The organism is Streptomyces sp. NPDC021080 (assembly GCF_044333225.1).
Taxonomy (GTDB): Bacteria; Actinomycetota; Actinomycetes; order Streptomycetales; family Streptomycetaceae; genus Streptomyces.
On record NZ_JBIRQM010000002.1, the window covers coordinates 744,398 to 762,325 of the forward strand.

Annotated in this window: 13 protein-coding genes; 6 read left to right on the plus strand and 7 right to left on the minus strand. The window is 70.8% G+C overall.

What is annotated here, in order from left to right:
- Nucleotides 1-32 precede the first annotated feature (32 nt).
- Nucleotides 33-512 (minus strand): carboxymuconolactone decarboxylase family protein, encoded by a 480-nt coding sequence (locus ACH4S8_RS07335; RefSeq protein WP_398391752.1) that lies wholly within the window; start codon nt 510-512, stop codon nt 33-35.
- A gap of 9 nt (nt 513-521) precedes the next feature.
- The gene (locus ACH4S8_RS07340; protein WP_398391703.1) at nt 522-1,595 is read right to left on the minus strand and encodes a dihydrodipicolinate reductase; all 1,074 of its coding nucleotides are present in this window, start codon (nt 1,593-1,595) and stop codon (nt 522-524) included.
- 181 nt (nt 1,596-1,776) lie between these two features.
- Here ACH4S8_RS07340 and ACH4S8_RS07345 point away from each other — a divergent pair, with 181 nt between their 5' ends.
- Nucleotides 1,777-2,397, plus strand: coding sequence for an L-threonylcarbamoyladenylate synthase (locus ACH4S8_RS07345; protein ID WP_398391704.1), 621 nt, complete (start codon nt 1,777-1,779; stop codon nt 2,395-2,397).
- Nucleotides 2,398-2,531: 134 nt separating this feature from the next.
- Here the strand turns inward: ACH4S8_RS07345 and ACH4S8_RS07350 are convergent, their stop codons facing one another.
- Together ACH4S8_RS07350 and ACH4S8_RS07355 are read right to left on the minus strand one after the other, a co-directional pair.
- Nucleotides 2,532-4,925, minus strand: coding sequence for a M4 family metallopeptidase (locus tag ACH4S8_RS07350; protein ID WP_398391705.1), 2,394 nt, complete (start codon nt 4,923-4,925; stop codon nt 2,532-2,534).
- 406 nt (nt 4,926-5,331) lie between these two features.
- Nucleotides 5,332-6,177 carry an SMP-30/gluconolactonase/LRE family protein gene (locus ACH4S8_RS07355; RefSeq protein ID WP_398391706.1) on the minus strand — a complete coding sequence of 282 codons (846 nt, stop codon included), beginning with the start codon at nt 6,175-6,177 and terminating at the stop codon, nt 5,332-5,334.
- A gap of 203 nt (nt 6,178-6,380) precedes the next feature.
- Here ACH4S8_RS07355 and ACH4S8_RS07360 point away from each other — a divergent pair, with 203 nt between their 5' ends.
- Entirely contained in the window at nt 6,381-8,624 is a 2,244-nt protein-coding gene (locus ACH4S8_RS07360; protein WP_398391707.1) for an MMPL family transporter, read from the plus strand.
- A gap of 128 nt (nt 8,625-8,752) precedes the next feature.
- Entirely contained in the window at nt 8,753-9,310 is a 558-nt protein-coding gene (locus ACH4S8_RS07365; RefSeq protein WP_398391708.1) for a GNAT family N-acetyltransferase, read from the plus strand.
- On the opposite strand, the gene ACH4S8_RS07370 is transcribed toward ACH4S8_RS07365, so the two are convergent.
- Nucleotides 9,271-9,507 carry a DUF6296 family protein gene (locus tag ACH4S8_RS07370; RefSeq protein ID WP_398391709.1) on the minus strand — a complete coding sequence of 79 codons (237 nt, stop codon included), beginning with the start codon at nt 9,505-9,507 and terminating at the stop codon, nt 9,271-9,273. The two genes, ACH4S8_RS07365 and ACH4S8_RS07370, sit on opposite strands and share 40 nt — an antisense overlap.
- A 179-nt stretch (nt 9,508-9,686) precedes the next feature.
- Between ACH4S8_RS07370 and ACH4S8_RS07375 the strand changes: the two genes are divergently transcribed.
- Entirely contained in the window at nt 9,687-12,419 is a 2,733-nt protein-coding gene (locus ACH4S8_RS07375; RefSeq protein WP_398391710.1) for a SpoIIE family protein phosphatase, read from the plus strand.
- 161 nt (nt 12,420-12,580) lie between these two features.
- Here the strand turns inward: ACH4S8_RS07375 and ACH4S8_RS07380 are convergent, their stop codons facing one another.
- Both ACH4S8_RS07380 and ACH4S8_RS07385 read right to left on the minus strand, forming a co-directional pair.
- On the minus strand, nt 12,581-14,218 hold the full coding sequence (locus ACH4S8_RS07380) for an MFS transporter (protein WP_398391711.1): 1,638 nt from the start codon (nt 14,216-14,218) through the stop codon (nt 12,581-12,583).
- 684 nt (nt 14,219-14,902) lie between these two features.
- The gene (locus ACH4S8_RS07385) at nt 14,903-15,079 is read right to left on the minus strand and encodes a hypothetical protein (protein WP_398391712.1); all 177 of its coding nucleotides are present in this window, start codon (nt 15,077-15,079) and stop codon (nt 14,903-14,905) included.
- 566 nt (nt 15,080-15,645) lie between these two features.
- Between ACH4S8_RS07385 and ACH4S8_RS07390 the strand changes: the two genes are divergently transcribed.
- On the plus strand, nt 15,646-16,164 hold the full coding sequence (locus ACH4S8_RS07390; protein ID WP_398391713.1) for an MFS transporter: 519 nt from the start codon (nt 15,646-15,648) through the stop codon (nt 16,162-16,164).
- Between the two features lie 117 nt (nt 16,165-16,281).
- On the plus strand, nt 16,282-17,904 hold the full coding sequence (locus ACH4S8_RS07395; protein ID WP_398391714.1) for an MFS transporter: 1,623 nt from the start codon (nt 16,282-16,284) through the stop codon (nt 17,902-17,904).
- Nucleotides 17,905-17,928 lie beyond the last annotated feature (24 nt).

Consider the following 17,928-nt stretch of genomic DNA (forward strand, 5'->3'; position numbering starts at 1 on the left):
CCCGTCGTCCGGACGGACGTCACCCGACCCGCTCAATGGGTCGGCAGCACGCACACGGCGTCCAGGCCCAGCACATGGTTGAGCCGGCCGAACGCCAGCCAGGAGCCGATGCTCATGGTCAGCTCCACGATCTCCCGCTGGCTGTACAGCGCCGTCATCCGGGCCCAGAACTCCTCGTCCAGGCCGTGGTGATCCAGGGCGTACCGCTCGGCGTACTCGGCGGCCAGCCGTGTCCGGTCGTCGAAGGCGTCGGTGGTGCGCCACTGGGTCACCGCGTCCGCGAACCCCTCCTCGACCTTGAGCCCCTCGCGCTCGGTCCGCCAGTCCAGGCAGAACAGGCACCCGTTGATCTGCGCGATGCGCAGCCGGGCGGCCTCGAACTCGCGCAGGCCCAGCGTCGTGTGCTCGTACACCGACAGGGAGAAGTTCGCGGCGGCCATGCCGATGCCGGGCACCATCTCGCCCCAGACGTATCCGATCGGTTCCTGTCCCTCGGGGATGTCGATGCGCAGGGTCATGGGTCACTTCCTTCCGAGTCGGCCGACTGCGGGACGCAGCGGGACGTCGAGTGCGTCGTAGAGCCCTGGTTCCGCGTCCACCAGCCAGTCGATCGCGCCGACCAGGCGGCCGACCGCGGTGGCGTTCCCGCCGGCGGAGCGGTTCTCGCCCTCGTCGGTGGCCGCGACGGTGACCTCGATGCGCGGGCGCCCCTCGACGATCACCCGGTGGGCACCGTCCCCGTCGGGCGGCGACGGCCAGTCCGGCGCGCAGGACGCGTGGATGCGGGTGACGTGCTCGATGACGATCCGGGGCTCTCCGCCGACGATCCCCTGCACCTCGAAGCGGATCGCGCCCTGGGTCCCGGCCGCGAACTCGCCCATGGTGCGGGTGCTCACGGTGTCGGTCAGCGGGCGCCGCTCCATCGTCTCGCGGATGTCGTCGAGTTCGACGCCCAGCGCCCGCGCCATGAGCCGTATCTGGCCGCCCCACACCATCGTCGGGACCGACGGGGCGAGCATCAGCGGCTCGTAGTCCATCGGCTGTCCCATGCCGACCAAGTACCGTACGGACTCCTCCTGTTCGTACGTGGAGTAGTCGAAGATCTCCTGGCAGCGGATGGCGTCGACGGTGGTGCCGAGACCACTGATCAGCAGGGGCAGGACGTCGTTGCCCCAGCCCGGATCGACTCCGGAGACGAACAGGGAGCCGCCGCCGTCGGCGATCGCGGCGAGCACGGGGTCACGGAACTCGGGCGGGGCGCTGCGCTGGTCGTAGAGCGGGTAGAGGGCGGGCGTGACGACCACCGCGCCGGCCCGGACCGCCCTCGCGATGTCGGCGAGGGCGTCGTCGGGGCGGATGTCGCCGGTGGCCGCGTAGACCACGGCTCCGGGGCCGGCGGCCAGGACCACGTCGATGTCGTCGCCCGCCGCCACGCCGAGGCCGTGGTCGAGCCCGGCGAGTTCGCCCGCGTCGCGGCCGACCTTGCCGGGGTCGTGGACGAGGACGGCCGTCAGTTTCAGTTTCGGATGGGCGTCGACGGCGCGGATGGCCGCGCGGCCGACATTGCCGGTACCCCAGACCACCGTGGAAATCATGCGGCGGAGGGTAGCGAGAGGGCCTTGAGGTTCCTAGAGCCGTGACCGGGAGAATTCCGGCACAAAACCGGAGCCGGTGGCACCGGGCGGCCTGCGGGGGCGCGAAGGCGGGCGCCGCCCTGTCGCGGGCGGCCGGTGCGGTTCGGCGGATGCCGCCGGGAACAGCCCTTAGGCTCGAAACATGGCCAAGTACTTCGACGTTCACCCGGACAACCCGCAGCGGCGCATCATCGGCCAGGTGGTGGAGATCGTCCGCAGCGGCGGGCTGATCGTCTACCCGACGGACTCCTGCTTCGCGCTCGGCTGCGCGCTCGGCAACCGGGACGGGATCGACCGCATCCGCTCGATCCGTCAGCTCGACGAGCGCCACCACTTCACGCTGATGTGCGAGGACTTCGCCCAGCTGGGGCACTTCGTACGGATCGACAACGCGGTCTTCCGCTCGGTCAAGGCGGCCACGCCCGGCAGCTACACCTTCATCCTCCCGGCGACGAAGGAGGCTCCGCGCAGGCTGCTGCACCCGAGGAAGAAGACCGTCGGGGTGCGGATTCCCGACCATGTCGTGGCGCAGGCGATCCTCGCCGAACTGGGCGAGCCGCTGCTGTCGAGCACCCTGCTCCTGCCGGAGGAGGACAAGCCGCTGACCCAGGGCTGGGAGATCAAGGACCGTCTGGACCACGTGGTGGACGCCGTCATCGACTCCGGCGACTGCGGCACCGAGCCGACGACCGTCGTCGACTTCTCGGGCGGCGGGACCGAGCTCGTACGCCTCGGAGCGGGTGACCCCAGCCGGTTCGAGTAGCCCCGGAAAGCGGCGTGGGGGGGGGGGGGGCCGGGGGGGGGGGGCCCCCCCCCCCCCGGGGGGGGGGGGTGGGGGGGCCGGCGGCCCCCCCCCCCCCCCCCACGGCCGGTGTGGGGGGATGTCGGTCCCGAAGGTCAGCTGGTCGTCACGGCGGTGTCGTCCACGACGAAGCTGGTCTGCAGGGAGGAGTCCTCGACACCGCTGAACTTGATGCTCACGGTGGAGCCGGCGAACGAGGACAGGTCGAAGGTCTTCTGGGTGTACCCCGTGGCCGCGTTGAGGTTGGAGTACGTGGCCAGCGTGGTCGATCCGGCGGTGACCGTCAGCTTGTCGTACTGCGAGCTGGTGGTGGTCTCCGCGGTGTCGACGTGCAGGTAGAAGGTGAACGAGGCCTTGCAGCCGCTGGGGATGGTCACCGACTGCGAGAGCGTGTCGGTGTGCGTGGAGCCGTAGCCGTCCAGCCAGGCCTTGTACGAGCCGCCGTGCGACGCCTCACCGGAGTCGGTGGTGATGACTCCGCTGGACGCGGTCCAGGTGGTGGCGCCGGACTCGAAGCCGGGGTTGCCGAGCAGCTGCGCCGAGGTGCAGGTGCCGCCGCCACCGGAGGAGCTGACGGTCCAGGTGAACGACGCGGTGCCGGTCGCACCGGTGCTGTCCGTGACGGTCACCGTGGTGCTGTACGTCCCGGCGGTGGTCGGCGTACCGGTGATGGCACCCGTGGAGCTGTTGATCGACAGACCGGTGGGCAGTCCGCTCGCGGAGTACGTGAGGGAGCCGCTGTTGGTGCTGCTGGCCGAGACCTGCAGGCTCACCGCGGTGCCGACGGTCGAGGACTGGCTGCCCGGGTTGGTGACGGTCACACCACTGCTCGGCGGGGTGACATGGCTGCCGACGGCGATGCCCGCGAAGGCGTTCGCCACACCCGCGTACTGGGTGGAGTTCGCGCCGTACAGCGCGGTCGCGGCGTTCAACGCGGCGGTACGGGCGCCCGCGTAGTTGGTGGTCGACGTCATGTACGTCGTCAGCGCCTTGTACCAGATCTGCAGGGCGGCGGCGCGGCCGATGCCCGCGACGGCGACACCGTCGGAGGTCGAGCTGTTGTACGTGACGCCGTTGATGGTCTTGGAGCCGCTGCCCTCGGAGAGCAGGTAGAACATGTGGTTCGCCGGGCCCGAGGAGTAGTGGACGTCCAGGTTGCCGACGCCGGAGTACCAGGAGTCGGCGGACGACCCGTCCTTGGACGGCTTGTCCATGTAACGAAGCGGGGTTCCGTCGCCGTTGATGTTGATCTTCTCGCCGATGAGGTAGTCGCCCACGTCGGTCGAGTTGTTGGCGTAGAACTCCACGCCGGTGCCGAAGATGTCGGAGGTGGCCTCGTTGAGGCCACCGGACTCACCGGTGTAGTTCAGGCCCGCGGTGTTGGAGGTGACACCGTGGCTCATCTCGTGGCCCGCGACGTCCAGCGAGGTCAGCGCGTGGGTGCTGCTGGTGCCGTCGCCGTAGGTCATGCAGAAGCAGGTGTCGTCCCAGAAGGCGTTGACGTACGCCGTGCTGTAGTGGACGCGCGAGTAGGCGGCGACGCCGTTGTTCTTGATGCCGCTGCGCCCGAAGGTGTTCTTGTAGAAGTCCCAGGTCGTCTGGGCGCCGTAGGCGGCGTCCGCGCCGGCGGTCTGGGTGTTGGAGCCCGCTCCGGTGCCCCAGACGTCGTCGGAGTCCGTCATCAGCGTGCCGGTGCCGGACGTGCCGTTGTTCAGCGAGTACGTCTTGTGGCCGCCGCGCGTGGAGTCCGTGAGCTGGTACGTCGATCCCGACAGCGTGGTGTTCAGCGTGACCGAGCCGCTGTACTGGGTGTTGCCGGTACCGGTCTCGATGCCCTCGTACCGGGTGAGTTCCTTGCCCGTGGTGGCATCGGTGACGACGTGCAGCCTGCTCGGCGTGCCGTCGTCCTGGAACCCGCTGATCACGGTCTCCCAGGCGAGCCGGGGGGTGCCGGTGCCGGCCCAGATGACCTTGCGGGCGCTTTCGGTGGAGGGCTTCTCCGCCTTGAGCGACTTGGCCGTCTTGAGGGCCTGGGCCCCCGCGGCGGACTTGGAGACGGCGGCGGTGGTGCTCGCGACCTTGATGGCGTGCTTGTTGGCGAAGGTCGTGCTCACCGTTCCGGTGGCCTGCGAGGCCGGCGGGGTGTGGACCACGAGGTCGCCGCCGAGCACCGGGAGGCCGGCGTAGGTGCGCTCGTAACGGGTGTGCAGGGTGCCGTCGTTGTCCTTGACGACGTCCTTGACGACCAGCTTCTCCTTCGAGCCGAGGCCCAGGGTGCCGGCGGTCGCGGTGGTCTGCTTCGACGCCTTCGTCAGCAGCGCCGCGCGCTGGGCCGGGGTGAGCTTGGCCTCGAGTCCCCCGGTGCGCAGGGGGGTTGTGTGGGGGGCGGGCTTGGCGACGGCGGGGACCGTCTGTATGCCGACAGCCAGGAACGCGGCGGTGGCCACCAGGGCTCCGGCCGCGGTCGCCTGACGGGGGATACGTCTCACTCGTACTCCTACTGCTTCGGCCGCGGTCGGCGGCCGGTGACAGACCGGGCAGACGGGATGTGCTGTCCGGGAAGAGCTGAGCAGGGGCGCGCGGGAACGCGACTGTGAGCAGACCATGGACGACCTGTCCCACAGGTGTGGGAAGGATCGCACTTTTGACCAAGGCATGACATGGCCTTGATGTCGATCGAGGGTTATCCCTACGTCCGCGCACCGAAACCCCTTTCCATGCGCCGGGTCCCCGGCTGCGAGGCCGGACCGCGCCGCACGGCACGCCTACGCGACCGCCTGTACGACCCGCCCGCGCCACCACTTGTGAGCCCGCCGTACGACGGCTGGACGGCAGCTGTGCCGAGGCTGTACGGCGGCCGTGCGAAGGGCGCGTCGAGGCCGGACGGCCGTCGTGTCAGGGCCGGCCCGCTCCCGGCACCTCGACCCGGACGGCGAGCACCTGCCCGGAGCCGGGTGTCACGAGCCCGGGCTCCGTCATGCCGCGCCAGACGGCGGCCACGACGAACAGGGTCCGCCGGTCCCGGCCGCCCAGCGCGCAGGCGAAGGCGCCGCGGTCGAGGTCCACCCGGTCCAGCACGGCACCTCCCTCGGCGACCCGCGCGCAGCACCGGCCCGGCACGTCGGCGTACCAGACCGCGCCGTGCGCGTCGACGCAGATGCCGTCCGGGGTGCCCTCCCCCAGGTCGGCCCACACCCGGCGGCCCGACAGGCCGCCGTCCGGGCCGATGCCGAAGGCGACCAGGGCGTGCCGGTAGGAGTCGGCGACGATCAGCGTGGAGCCGTCGGGCGTCACGGCCATCCCGTTGGGGAACGCGATGTCGTCGGCCACCTCGCGCACCGAGCCGTCCGGGGTGACGAGCGCGACCGAGCCGGGCGCGAACGCCTCCCCCGCCATCGGGTCGGACCCGGCCCGGTTGACATAGGTGTTCCCGCGTCCGTCGACCACGATGTCGTTCCAGCCGGGTCGCCCCAGGTCCGCGTACGGGGACAGGGAACCGTCGGCCCCGCGGCGGAGCAGCAGGCCGTCCGCCGAGGAGACGATCAGCATGCCGCCGTCGGGGTGCCGGTCGGTGCACAGCGGCAGCGACGCCACCCGCGCGACCACCTCGCTCCGGCCCTCCGCCGGATCGAGGGCGAGGACCTCGCCCGCGGTCCAGTCGGAGAAGTACAGCCGATCCCCGTGCCAGCGCGGCGACTCGACCAGCCCACGGCCTTCGAGCAGCTTCCGCACCTCGCGCATCCTCATCACAGCCTTCGCTCCGGACCGGCCCTGCACCGGTGTCCCACCGACCGAACGAACGGACCCCGGCCGGATCGACAGTCACGGGCCATCGGACCACGGGCCGGACGGCGAACGGACGCCGTGGTTCTCGGCGGGCCGCGATGATCGTCACATCGTTTAATGACGGAGTCGGAGGAGTCGTCTTCCAGCAGGAGCTGCCCATGTCGGCGACCAAAGCCCCTTCAGCCAGCGGGCAGACCAAGCCCGGAGGACTGCAGCGACTGGGCGAGTGGTGCGCCCGCCATTTCGTGATCGTCATCGTGGCGTGGCTCGTCGCGCTCGGCGTGCTCCAGGGGCTGAACCACTCGTTCGGCGGACAGTACTCGGACAACTTCCAGCTGCCGGGCGTGCAGTCCACCGACGGGCTGAACGTTCTCAAGGCGCACGATCCGGCGGCCGGCGGCTACAGCAGCCAGATCGTGATGCGCGACACGCAGAAACCGCTGACCGACCTGAGTTCCCAGATGAGCCAGACCGTCAGCTCCCTGGAGAAGCTGCCGCACGTCCTGTCGGCGCAGAACCCGCTGCCGCCGCCCGGCTCCCAGCCGTCCACCGGGCAGTCCCAGCAGCAGAACGTCGGACCGCTGTCCAGCGACGGGAAGACCGGTTACATCACCGTCCGCTTCGACGTGCAGCCCTCGACGCTCGGCGACGAGTACCTCAACGGGGTGGACAGCGCCGTCCAGCCGCTGCGGTCCGCGGGAGTCGACGTCGAGTACGGCGGCCCGCTGGGCGAGCTGGCCAGGCCCGCGGCGAACGACAAGATCAGCGAGCTGATCGGGTTCGCGGTGGCGATCGTCGTCCTGCTCGTCGGGTTCGGCAGTGTCATCGGCGCGGTTCTTCCGCTGGTGACCGCCCTGGTCAGCGTGGTGGGCGGCCTCGCCATCCTGGGCCTGCTCGCCGCCGCGACCGACTTCGCGACGGTGTCACCGACACTCGCCACCATGATCGGACTCGGCGTCGGCATCGACTACGCCCTGTTCCTGCTCACCCGTCACCGGCAGAACCTCATCAACGGCGCCGACCCGGTGCGGGCGGCGGGCCGTGCCACCACCACGAGCGGACGGGCCGTCCTGGTCTCGGGCTGCACCGTCATCATCGCCCTGGCCGGGCTGTCCGTCTCCGGTGTCTCGTTCATCAGCAAACTCGGCCTCGCGGCGGCCGTCACGGTCGTCTCGGCGGTGGCCGGCGCGCTGACCCTCGTACCCGCCCTGCTCGGGCTCATCGGCCGGCGCATCGACCGGTATCACGTGCGCACGCCGATCGCGGAGACGAACGCCGAGCCCGGGGCGCCGGTCACCGGCACCTGGCACCGCTACGCGCAGCGCGTCGAGCGGCGCCCCTGGCGGTACCTGGCCGGCGGCCTGCTCACGGTGCTCGTCCTGGCCATCCCCGTGTTCACCATCCAGCTCGGGCACATCGGTGACGGCGCCGACCCCACGTCCTTCACGGACCGGCGGGCGTTCGACATCATGTCGGACTCCTTCGGAGCCGGCTCCAACGGCCCGCTGACCGTGGTCATCGACCAGACGGACGTACCGTCGGACAAGCGTTCCGCGCTGGCTTCACAGGCGCAGAAGACGGTCAGCGGTGTGTCGGGGGCGGCCGTGGTCACCCCGCTGACCGCCACCAAGGACGGGGACGTGCTGGTGGGCACCGTCTACTCCAAGGTGTCCCCGCAGAACCAGGACACCACGGACCTGACGAACCGTCTGGTGGACGACACCCTGCCGAAGGCTGTGTCCGGGTACGACGCCAAGGGCTACGTCACCGGCACGACCGCCGCCCAGGTCGACTTCCGCAACATCGTCGCGAGCCGGCTGCCCCTCATCATCCTCGTGGTCGTCGCGCTCGCGTTCATCATCATCCTGATCGTCTTCCGCGGGCTGCTCGTCGCGCTGAAGGCGGCGATCCTCAACGTGCTGTCCATCGCCGCCTCCTACGGTGTCGTCGTCGCCGTCTTCCAGTGGGGCTGGGGCGGACCCGCGCTCGGGGTCTCCGGCAAGGTGCCCATCGAGAGCTACGTACCGATGATGATGTTCGCGATCATCTTCGGGCTCAGCATGGACTACGAGATCTTCCTGCTGTCGCGCGTGCACGAGTTCTGGCTGCGCACCGGGGACGCGAAGGACAGCGTCGCGCACGCCCTGGAGATCACCGCCCGGGTGATCACCTGCGCAGCCCTGATCATGATGAGCGTCTTCGCCGCGTTCATCCTGAGCGACAACATCGTCGTCAAGATGCTGGGCCTCGGACTGGCCGTCAGCGTGCTGATCGACGCGACGGTCGTACGGCTCCTGATGGTTCCGGCGGTGATGACCCTGCTCGGGCCACGCGCCTGGTGGACACCTCGCTGGCTGGACCGGATCCTCCCGCACATCGACCCGGAGGGCGATGACGCCTAGGCCGGGCTGCGCGACGACGCCTGCCGCGGGGATCGTACGAGGCGGTGCGACGGCGCCCGGTCCGGGCCGCGGGCGCACGCGCGGGAAATCCGCGTGCCCCGGCCCGCACGGGTACCTAGCATGGCGTGATGCCCCGGATCGAACGTCTCCGTCTCGGCCACGCGCCCGCGCTGCTCGTGTTCGAACGGGAGAACCGCGCCTATTTCGCCGCGTCGATCCCCGACCGCGGCGACGCCTTCTTCGCCCGCTTCGACGCCCTCCTTCGCGAGCGTCTGGACGAACAGGCCGCAGGGCTGGCCCGCTTCCATCTCGTGGTGGACGACGACGGCACGGTGCTGGCCCGCGTCAACCTGGTCGACGTGGCGCACGGTTCGGCCGACCTCGGATACCGCGTCGCCGAGCGGGCGGCGGGCCAGGGGCTCGCCACAGCCGCCGTACGGGAGGTGTGCGCCCTGGCGGCGAGCGCGTACGGCCTGCACACCCTGCGCGCCGTCGCGACCACCGACAACACCGCGTCCCGGAAGGTTCTGGCCCGCACCGGGTTTCGCGTCACCGGCCGCACGGAGCTGAACGGGAGTCCGGCCCTCCGCTTCGCGCGGGAGCTTCCGGCCGCGGGCGCCGTGCCCGCGGCCGGAAGCACGGTGGTTCAGGAAAGCGGTTCGACAGCCGGGTTGATCGGCGACTGATAGGCGCCGCTGGCCAGCATGCGGACCTCGCCCGCCGGACTGATCTCGGCGCGCAGGATGCCGGTGGGATCGCTGTACACCGGGTGGCCGCCCGGCCCGTTGGCACTCGTCCGCTCGACGACCACCTCATCCGTCACCATGCGCGCGTCCGGTCCGGGATGGGTGAAGGTCAGCCGGTAACGGTCCACATTCTTCATCAGGGCCTCCGTGCCGGAACGGCACATTCTGGTCATCGGGACTGTGTCTCCATCATGCGGCCACGCACCCGTGAACCGCGCCGCGCGGCTCCGCCGGCCGGCCCCGCGACCCGGACGACGTCCGGTCACTGTCCGTGACGCCCCTCGCCACCGGACGCCGGGCAGTGTAGACATAGCTCATGGTCGGACTATTGGGTCGAAGCCGGGCTCAGTCGACCCGCCGCCCCAGTACAGCGCACCCTGAGCGTGGGCCACACGACGGCAAGCACAGGCACGGCCCGTCCAACGGGCTACGTTCCGCCCTCGGCGGGCGCAGTGTCGCCGGACAGGTGTTCGTCCTCCAAGTGGTGATCGTGCTGCTCCTGGTCGTCGCCGCGGTGGTCGCACTGGTACTCCAGGTGCGGCATGACAGCAGCCAGGAGGCCCGCAACCGCTCCCTCGCCGTCGCGGAGACCTTCGCCAACGCACCGGGTACCCGCGCGGCACTCAGCGCCCCCCACCCCACGGCCCTGCTGCAGCCCAGTGCCGAAGCCGCCCGCAAGGCGTCGAAGGTGGACTTCATCGTCGTACTGAACACCGACGCGATCCGCTACACCCACCCCAAGCCCGACCGGATCGGCAAGAAGTTCATCGGGACCACCGCACCGGTGCTGGCCGGTCACTCCGTCGTCGAGCAGATCAACGGCACGCTCGGACCGCTCGTGCAGGCCACGGTCCCGATCAAGGCCCCCGACGGCAAGGTCGTCGGCATGGTGTCCGCCGGGATCACCACCGCGGCCGTGGGCGGCGCCGCCGACCGCCAGCTGCCGCTGCTGCTGGGCGCCGCCGCCGCCGCACTCGCCCTGGCGACCGCCAGCACCGCGCTGGTGACCAGGCGGCTGCTGCGCCAGACGCACGGCCTCGGCCCGTACGAGATGACCCGGATGTACGAGCACCACGACGCCGTGCTGCACTCCGTCCGGGAAGGAGTGATCATCGTCGGCGCGGAGGGGCAGCTGCTCCTGGCCAACGACGAGGCGAACCGCCTGCTCGACCTGCCCCCGGACGCCGAGGGGCAGCACGTCCAGCGGCTCGGCCTCGACGCGGGCACCGCCGAGCTGCTGGCCTCCGGCCGCGTCGCCACCGACGAGGTGCACCTCGTCGGGGACCGGCTCCTGGCCGTCAACCAGCGGCCCACACACCTGCAGAGCGGGCCGGCGGGCAGCGTGGCCACGCTCCGTGACTCCACGGAACTGCGCGCGCTCTCGGGCCGGGCGGAGATCGCCCGCGAGCGGCTCAAACTCCTCTACGACGCCGGCGTGCGCATCGGCACGAGCCTGGACGTCACCAGGACCGCCGAGGAACTGACGGCGGTCGCCGTCCCCCGGTTCGCCGACTTCGTCACCGTGGACCTCGCCGACGCCGTACTCAACGGGCAGGAGCCGGACGCGGGCACCGGTCTGCGCCGCACCGCCTCCGGCGGCATCCGCAAGGACGCGCCGCTCTATCCGGTCGGCGAGCACATCGGCTTCGTCCCCTCCTCGCCCCAGGCCCACAGTCTGCGCACCGGGGAAGCCGTGGTCGAGCCCGATCTCGGCGGTGCCCCGGGCTGGCTGGCCCAGGACCCGCAGCGCACCGCACAGGTCGTCGACTACGGAATCCACTCCCTCATCATCGTCCCGCTGCGCGTCGGCCCCCTGGTCATGGGCGTGGTCAACTTCTGGCGCTCCGAGAAGCCCGAACCCTTCGACCAGGACGATCTCGCCCTCGCCGAGGAACTCGTCACCCGCGCGGCGGTCTCCATCGACAACGCCCGCCGCTACACACGCGAGCACACGATGGCCGTGACCCTGCAGCGCAGCCTGCTGCCGCGCACGCTGCCCGACCAGAGCGCCCTCGACCTCGCCTACCGCTATCTTCCGGCGCAGGCCGGGGTCGGCGGCGACTGGTTCGACGTGCTGCCGCTGCCCGGCGCCCGGGTCGCGGTCGTCGTCGGCGACGTCGTCGGCCACGGGCTGCTGGCCGCGGCGACGATGGGCCGGCTGCGTACGGCGGTCCACAACTTCTCGGCGCTCGATCTGCCGCCCGACGAACTGCTCGGACTGCTGGACGAACTGGTCGGCCGGATCGACCAGGACGAGCTCCCGGAGGACAGCCGGGCCGCCGTCACCGGCGCCACCTGCGTGTACGCCGTCTACGACCCGACGACCCGGCGCTGCACCGTCGCCCGCGCCGGACATCCGCCGCCCGCGGTGATCCGCCCGGACGGCAGTGTCGAGTTCCCCGACGTGCCGGCCGGCCCGCCGCTCGGCCTGGGCGGTCTGCCGTTCGAGACGGCCGAACTGGAACTGTCGGAGGGCAGCCGGCTCGTGCTCTACACGGACGGCCTGGTCGAGGACCGGGAACGGGACATCGACGTCGGGCTCGAACTGCTGCGCACGGCGCTGGCCGGAGCCGACCGTTCGCCGGAGGACACCTGCCAGGCCGTGCTGAGTGCCATGCTGCCGGCCCGGCCGAGCGACGACATCGCGCTGATCGTGGCACGTACCCACGCCCTCGGCGCCGACCGGATCGCGTCGTGGGAGGTGCCGTCCGAACCGGCCGCCGTCGGCGAGGTGCGTGCCGCGGTCAGCCGGCAGCTGGCGCTGTGGGGGCTCGACGAGATGGCGTTCACCACGGAGCTGGTCCTCAGCGAGCTGGTGACGAACGCGGTCCGCTACGGCAACGGGCCCATCAGGGTCCGCGTGCTGCTGGACCGGGCGCTGATCTGCGAGGTCTTCGACGGCAGCAACACGTCACCGCATCTGCGGTACGCGGCGACGACGGACGAGGGCGGACGCGGCCTGTTCCTGGTCGCCCAGCTCACCGACCGCTGGGGCACCCGCTACACACCCGAGGGCAAGGTCATCTGGGCGGAACAGCCGCTGCCCTGAGCCGGGGTGGACCGTGGCCGATGCGGGGGGGGGACGGGTCGGGTGGAGCGAGACGGGGCCGTGGCCGACTGCATCCGACTGCCACCGGGTCAGCCGGGTCAGCCGGGTCAGCCGGGTCAGCCGGGTCAGCCGGGTCAGCCGGGTCAGCCGGGTCAGCCGGGTCAGCCGGGGGCGGACGGGCCGTCCCGGGTGTCCGGTTCCCCCGAGGGACTCGCGCCCGTCGACGCGCCCGCCTCGTCGCCGGCCCCGTCGACGGGTGTCATCGCGGCGGCGCCTCCCTGGAGCCGCTCCAGGTCGGAGGGGCGCACCTGGATGACGATCAGGGCGACCAGCGCGGCGACGACCGCGAAGGCGGCGGCGGCGACGAACGCCCCCGAGATGCCGTGGGTCAGTACCTGGCTGCTCCAGGGCGTCGGCAGCTGTCCCGTCCTGCGGAACTGCAGTTTCTGTGCCGGGGTCGCGGTCGCCATGAAGTTCGCGACCTGGTTCGTCGCCTCGTTGCGGCTGGCGGTGCCGAAGACCGTGACCAGCACGGACAGGCCGAGGGATCCGCCGACCTGCTGGGTGGCGTTGAGGATGCCGGAGGCGGCACCCGTCTCCTTGGGCTGGACCCCGGACACCGCCATCAGCGTCAGCGACACGAACTGCAGGCCCATGCCGAAGCCGAACACCAGGGTGGGGCCGAGGATGCTGCCGAGATAGGTGCTGTTGACGTCGGTCAGGGTCAGCCAGCCGAGACCCAGCGCGGCCAGGATCGCGCCGACCGCCATGAAGGGTTTGGGACCCCACCGGGGCAGCAGGTTCGAGGCGACTCCCGCGCCGATCGCGATGATCACGCTCACCGGCAGGAAGGCGAAGCCCGCCTTGAGCGGACTGAACCCGAGGATGTTCTGCACGAAGAGGGTCAGGAAGAAGAACATCCCGAAGATGGCGGCGGACAGGCTCAGCATCATCGCGTAGACGCCCGAGCGGTTGCGGTCGCGGAACATCCACAGCGGCGTGATGGGCTGCCTCGACCGGCGTTCGACGGCGATGAAGGCGATCAGGAACGCCAGGGCTGCTCCGAAGGACGCCAGGGTGAGGGGGTTGCTCCAGCCCTTCTCCGAGGCTCGGATGAAGCCGTAGACCAGCAGCACCATGCCCAGCGTGGAGGTGATGGCACCCAGGAAGTCGAAGTGGCCCGGATGGCGTTCGGACTCCTTGATGTAACGGGGAGTGGCGAGCACGATCAGCAGACCGATGGGGACGTTCACGAAGAACACCCAGCGCCAGTCGAGCCACTCGACGAGGATGCCGCCCGCGAGCAGTCCGATCGCGCTGCCGCCCGCGGAGACGGCGGCGAACACGCCGAACGCCCTGTTGCGCTCGGGGCCTTCACGGAAGGTGGTGGTGATCAGCGACAGGGCGGTGGGTGAGGCGATGGCCCCGCCGACACCCTGCAGCGAGCGGGCGGCGAGCAACTGCCAGGCTTCCTGGGAGAGTCCGCCGAGCAGCGACGCGAACACGAAGAGCAGCACGCCGACAATGAACATCCGGCGTCTGCCGAGGATGTCGCCGGAGCGTCCGCCGAGCAGCAGCAGACCGCCGAAGGTCAGCGTGTAGGCGTTGATCACCCAGGACAGGTTCTCGGTCGAGAAGCCGAGCGAGGTCTGGATGTGCGGCAGCGCGATGTTCACGATGGTGATGTCGAGGACCACCATCAGCTGGCAGGAGGCGATGACGAGGAGCGCGATACCGCTGCCTCGGCCCCGCTGCGGGGACTCGGCAGACTCGGAGGATGTCACGTGATCGGCCGTCATCGGAGAGGGCCCTGCATCGCGGGTCGGCGGTGAACGCGGACGTTCACTCCATCGACGTTAAGCCTGCCCGCCCCGCCTCACCAATCGATCAACGGGCCGGGCCCGGGCCCCGCTCTCACCCGGCCGACCCGGCAGGGACGACGCGGACAGGAGGCCGAGGGCCGCGGTCACGGCCAGGACGCCGTGGCCGAGCGGCAGGTGCGCCGGCGTTCCGGGCAACGGACCACACAGGGCGTCGACTTGGTGGCCGAGCGGATCGACCGGGCAGGCGGCCTGCGGTCACCCCGCCGAAATGACCTCGACGTACACGGCGGACGAAGACCGAAGACCACCAGGTAACCGAAGGCCAGGATCACCGCGCCGCACGCAAAGGCGATGCGGGCTCTGCTCCGGACTGCGGCTCGCACCGCGCTTTCTCCTCCCCCACAGGCGGGTATATCAGGTGGTCATGTCGGCCGGGGTACGGGCCTGCCCCTTGTGTGCGGTCGGCGGTGTGCCCGGGCGTCTACACGACGCGCAGTTCGAGCCCGTCGAGGCTGATCAGCGACTCCCGCACGAGGGGAACCTGAAAGAAGCGACAAGTTCCCTGCCGGGACAGGCCATTGAGGGTGTGCGGTGAAGAGGCCGATGCCCGCCGGAAGAACCAGGAAAAAAGCAGGCGAAGCCGGGGTGCGCGGTTCGGTTTCAGTGACGCTGCTCGCTGTTCCTCACCGGTCGGCGGAGCGCGTCCCTGATACGCCACCACAGTTCGCGGGCGCGCGGGGTTTCGGTGGAGTGGCTGTTGCTCAACCGGATGTCGTCCGCGCTGCGGCCCAAGGGGGTGCCCTCGGGTGAGTAACGCGTGGGGGGCTGTTCAGCCATGCGCTTCTCCTGCGGATTCGGAGACCTGGTCCCGCATCCCTTGCGCGGTTCGTTGTCGGAGCGGGTCTTCGGGCCCGGCCGATGCCGCCGGCGCAGCCCTGCGTCACAGGGTAGTAGGTGCGGGTACCGCCGCCGTCACCGAGACCGAGGCTCCTGATCCCACGACAGCGGCTGTCGCCAGGCCGACCGCTGTGACCGACAGGGGCTTTGCCGTGCCCGTGGTGTTCCCTTCCGCCGGAACAACAGGTGGTGGAGCGTGTTCGCCAAGAAACGCAGCAGGATCGAGAAGGCCCTCCGCGGTGAAGTCACGACGGCCCGGTCCGCCGCGACTTCACCGCGACCGGCCCGAACCGGCTGTGACTCACCGACATCACCGAACACGCCACCGGTGAAGGCACACGTCGCAGTGGGTGCCTTCACTCCTGTGGTGGAAGGCGATCCGGTCCGGGGCGGCCGCCTTGCGGAGCCGGACACCCTGCACGAGCATCGTGTGGTGCGCCGCGCGGCCGGTTGCCGGGGCGACGGCCCGGGCTGCGGGGCGGCACGGCCCGTGTGAACCTGCCTGTGTGGATGTCCAGGCACGTGACGCGGGACTCGGAAGCACCGGCCGGTCGGCGCCGATGGCCGTGCTGATCGCGACGTGCGTCTCGACTCTGGTCGTCAACGCGAACACCTCGGCGGTGAGCATCCTGCTCCCGGCCATCAGTGCCGACACCGGCACGTCGCTGGAAACCCTGCAGTGGGCCGTCACCGGGTATTCGCTGGTGGGAGCGGCGGTGATCGTCACGTCGGGGGCCCTCGGCGACGTCTTCGGACGGCGACTGGTCTTCCTGGGCGGCTTGGCACTGTTCATCGCCTCGTGCGTGCTCATCGCGCTTTCCGGCAGCGGAGGCGGGGTGATCGCGGGCCGGGCGATCCAGGGGGCGGCGGGGGCGACGATCCTGGCGTGCGGGATGAGCCTGCTGTCCGTGTCCTCATCGGGAGAGGGACAGGTACGGGCAGTGACGCTGTGGGGTGGCGCGTCGGCGGTGGGCGCCGCGGCCGGGCCGCTGCTCGGCGGTGTGCTGGTGGACGGCACGGGATGACAGGGCCTGTTCTGGATCGATGCGGCGATCGCGCTCGCCTGCGTACCGGTCACGCTGAAAGGTGTCGCCGAATCCCGCGATCCGGATCGCAGTCGCTCGATCGACTTCGCGGGGACCGTGCTGATCGCCGGCGTGCTCGCCCCGGCGCTGCTCGCACTCAGCGAGGGAGCCGCATGGGGCTGGACGTCGGCCGCGGTGCTGGGGTGCTTCGCGCTGGCGTTGGTGTCGGGCGTGGCGTTCGTCGCGGTGGAGCGGCGGGTCGAGGCACCGCTGGTCGACCTGCGGCTGCTGAAAGACCGCGTACTGATCGGGGCGACGATCGGGATCCTGCTGAGCGCGGGCGTGATCAACGGTCTGATGTATCTGGTCAGCCTCTACTTCCAGAACCCCGCCACGCTCGCGCTCAGCCCGTTCGAGGCGGGCCTGGCCACGCTGCCCGCGACGGTGGGTCTGATCGCGGTCACGCCACTCGTGCCCCGGGTGGTCCAGCGGCTGGGCATCGGACCGGTGATCGCGGCCGGCTTCGCGGCGGCGACGGCCGGTTGCGTGCTGTTGGTGTTCGTCCAGGGCGACTGGCGGTACGCGGCGTTCGTCCTGCCGCTCGTGCTGATGGCCGCAGGTCTGGGACTCGTCAACGGTCCGGCGAGTTCGGCGTCCACGTCGTCGGTGTCCGCCGACGACGTCGGAGCGGCATCAGGCATTTCGAACATGGCGCGATACATCGGCGCGGCAGCGTTCACGGCGGCCGTGGCGACGGTCAACGCGACGGTGGGCGAGTCGCGGCGTTCCGGACGCTCTGGCGGCGGGCCTGTCCAGCGCGTGCCTGCTGCTCGCGGTCGCCTCCGGGGTGGGCATGCTGCTGTCGGTCCTGGCGATTCGTGCCCGCCGACACAGGGTCGGGCCGGGTGCCTACGGAGCAGCCGCAGCGTCGCACGCGCACACCGTCCCCGTCGAAGGCCGGTGACGGCCCGGACCCCGGTTCCCGAGCCGAGGTGCCCTCGGCCGTGGGCTCGGCTGCCGGCCCGGTTCGTCGGAGCCGACGGCTACAGTCCGGGCATGCTGCTGCCACGCCCTGTCGAGGGGGCCGAAGGCCCGTACGACGCCGGGTACCTCCCCCGGTTGGAGATGACGTTCCACCCTGTCGAGGAGCCCGTCACCGAGCCGGTCGCCAAACTGGGCGGTGAGCCCGTATGGCTGGACGAGCCCTGTTGGCCGGTGCGCCCCGGCACCACGGAGCCACTGGACTTCGTCGGACAGTTTCCCGTCCCCGTGGAACCGGGTGAGGAGCGGCGCATGGCGTATCTCTTCCTGTCCTACGACGACTACGAGACCGGCGGGGCGGACCCGGAGGACGGCGAAGCCGTCCTGCTCGTCCAGCCCGGCGGCCGGGTGCCCGGGTTCGCCACCATCGGGCCGGCCGGGACGAAGGGGCGTTCCCTGTGGCGGTTCGGCCCCGACGAGGAGCAGGTGTCCGTCCAGTTCCGCATCCGGACCACAGCCGTCCCGGAGACGGTGGAGCGCAACCTGGAAGAGGACGGCACGGTCGATGTCCGCGACTACCTGGGAGGCAAGCCTGCCCATCCGCACCGGGCCGGGGTGGAGGCGCCATGGCGTTTCTTCTTCTGCCTCGGTGGCATGGAGGACGACGGACCGTACTTTCTGAACTTCGCGTACGGCAGCGGATTCGCCTACCTCAGCCCCGACCGCCTGGAGGGCCGCTTCAGCTGGGAGGCGGCCTAGAACCATGTGCCGCCCCCATCAACA

Excerpts from the sequence above, each read along its gene's own strand:
- ACH4S8_RS07340 (WP_398391703.1), bottom strand. The coding sequence starts at position 1,595 with ATGATTTCCACGGTGGTCTGGGGTACCGGCAATGTCGGCCGCGCGGCC.
- ACH4S8_RS07345 (WP_398391704.1), top strand. The coding sequence starts at position 1,777 with ATGGCCAAGTACTTCGACGTTCACCCGGACAACCCGCAGCGGCGCATC.
- ACH4S8_RS07355 (WP_398391706.1), bottom strand. The coding sequence starts at position 6,177 with ATGCGCGAGGTGCGGAAGCTGCTCGAAGGCCGTGGGCTGGTCGAGTCG.
- ACH4S8_RS07360 (WP_398391707.1), top strand. The coding sequence starts at position 6,381 with ATGTCGGCGACCAAAGCCCCTTCAGCCAGCGGGCAGACCAAGCCCGGA.
- ACH4S8_RS07365 (WP_398391708.1), top strand. The coding sequence starts at position 8,753 with ATGCCCCGGATCGAACGTCTCCGTCTCGGCCACGCGCCCGCGCTGCTC.
- ACH4S8_RS07370 (WP_398391709.1), bottom strand. The coding sequence starts at position 9,507 with ATGAAGAATGTGGACCGTTACCGGCTGACCTTCACCCATCCCGGACCG.
- ACH4S8_RS07375 (WP_398391710.1), top strand. The coding sequence starts at position 9,687 with ATGGTCGGACTATTGGGTCGAAGCCGGGCTCAGTCGACCCGCCGCCCC.
- ACH4S8_RS07380 (WP_398391711.1), bottom strand. The coding sequence starts at position 14,218 with ATGACGGCCGATCACGTGACATCCTCCGAGTCTGCCGAGTCCCCGCAG.
- ACH4S8_RS07385 (WP_398391712.1), bottom strand. The coding sequence starts at position 15,079 with ATGGCTGAACAGCCCCCCACGCGTTACTCACCCGAGGGCACCCCCTTG.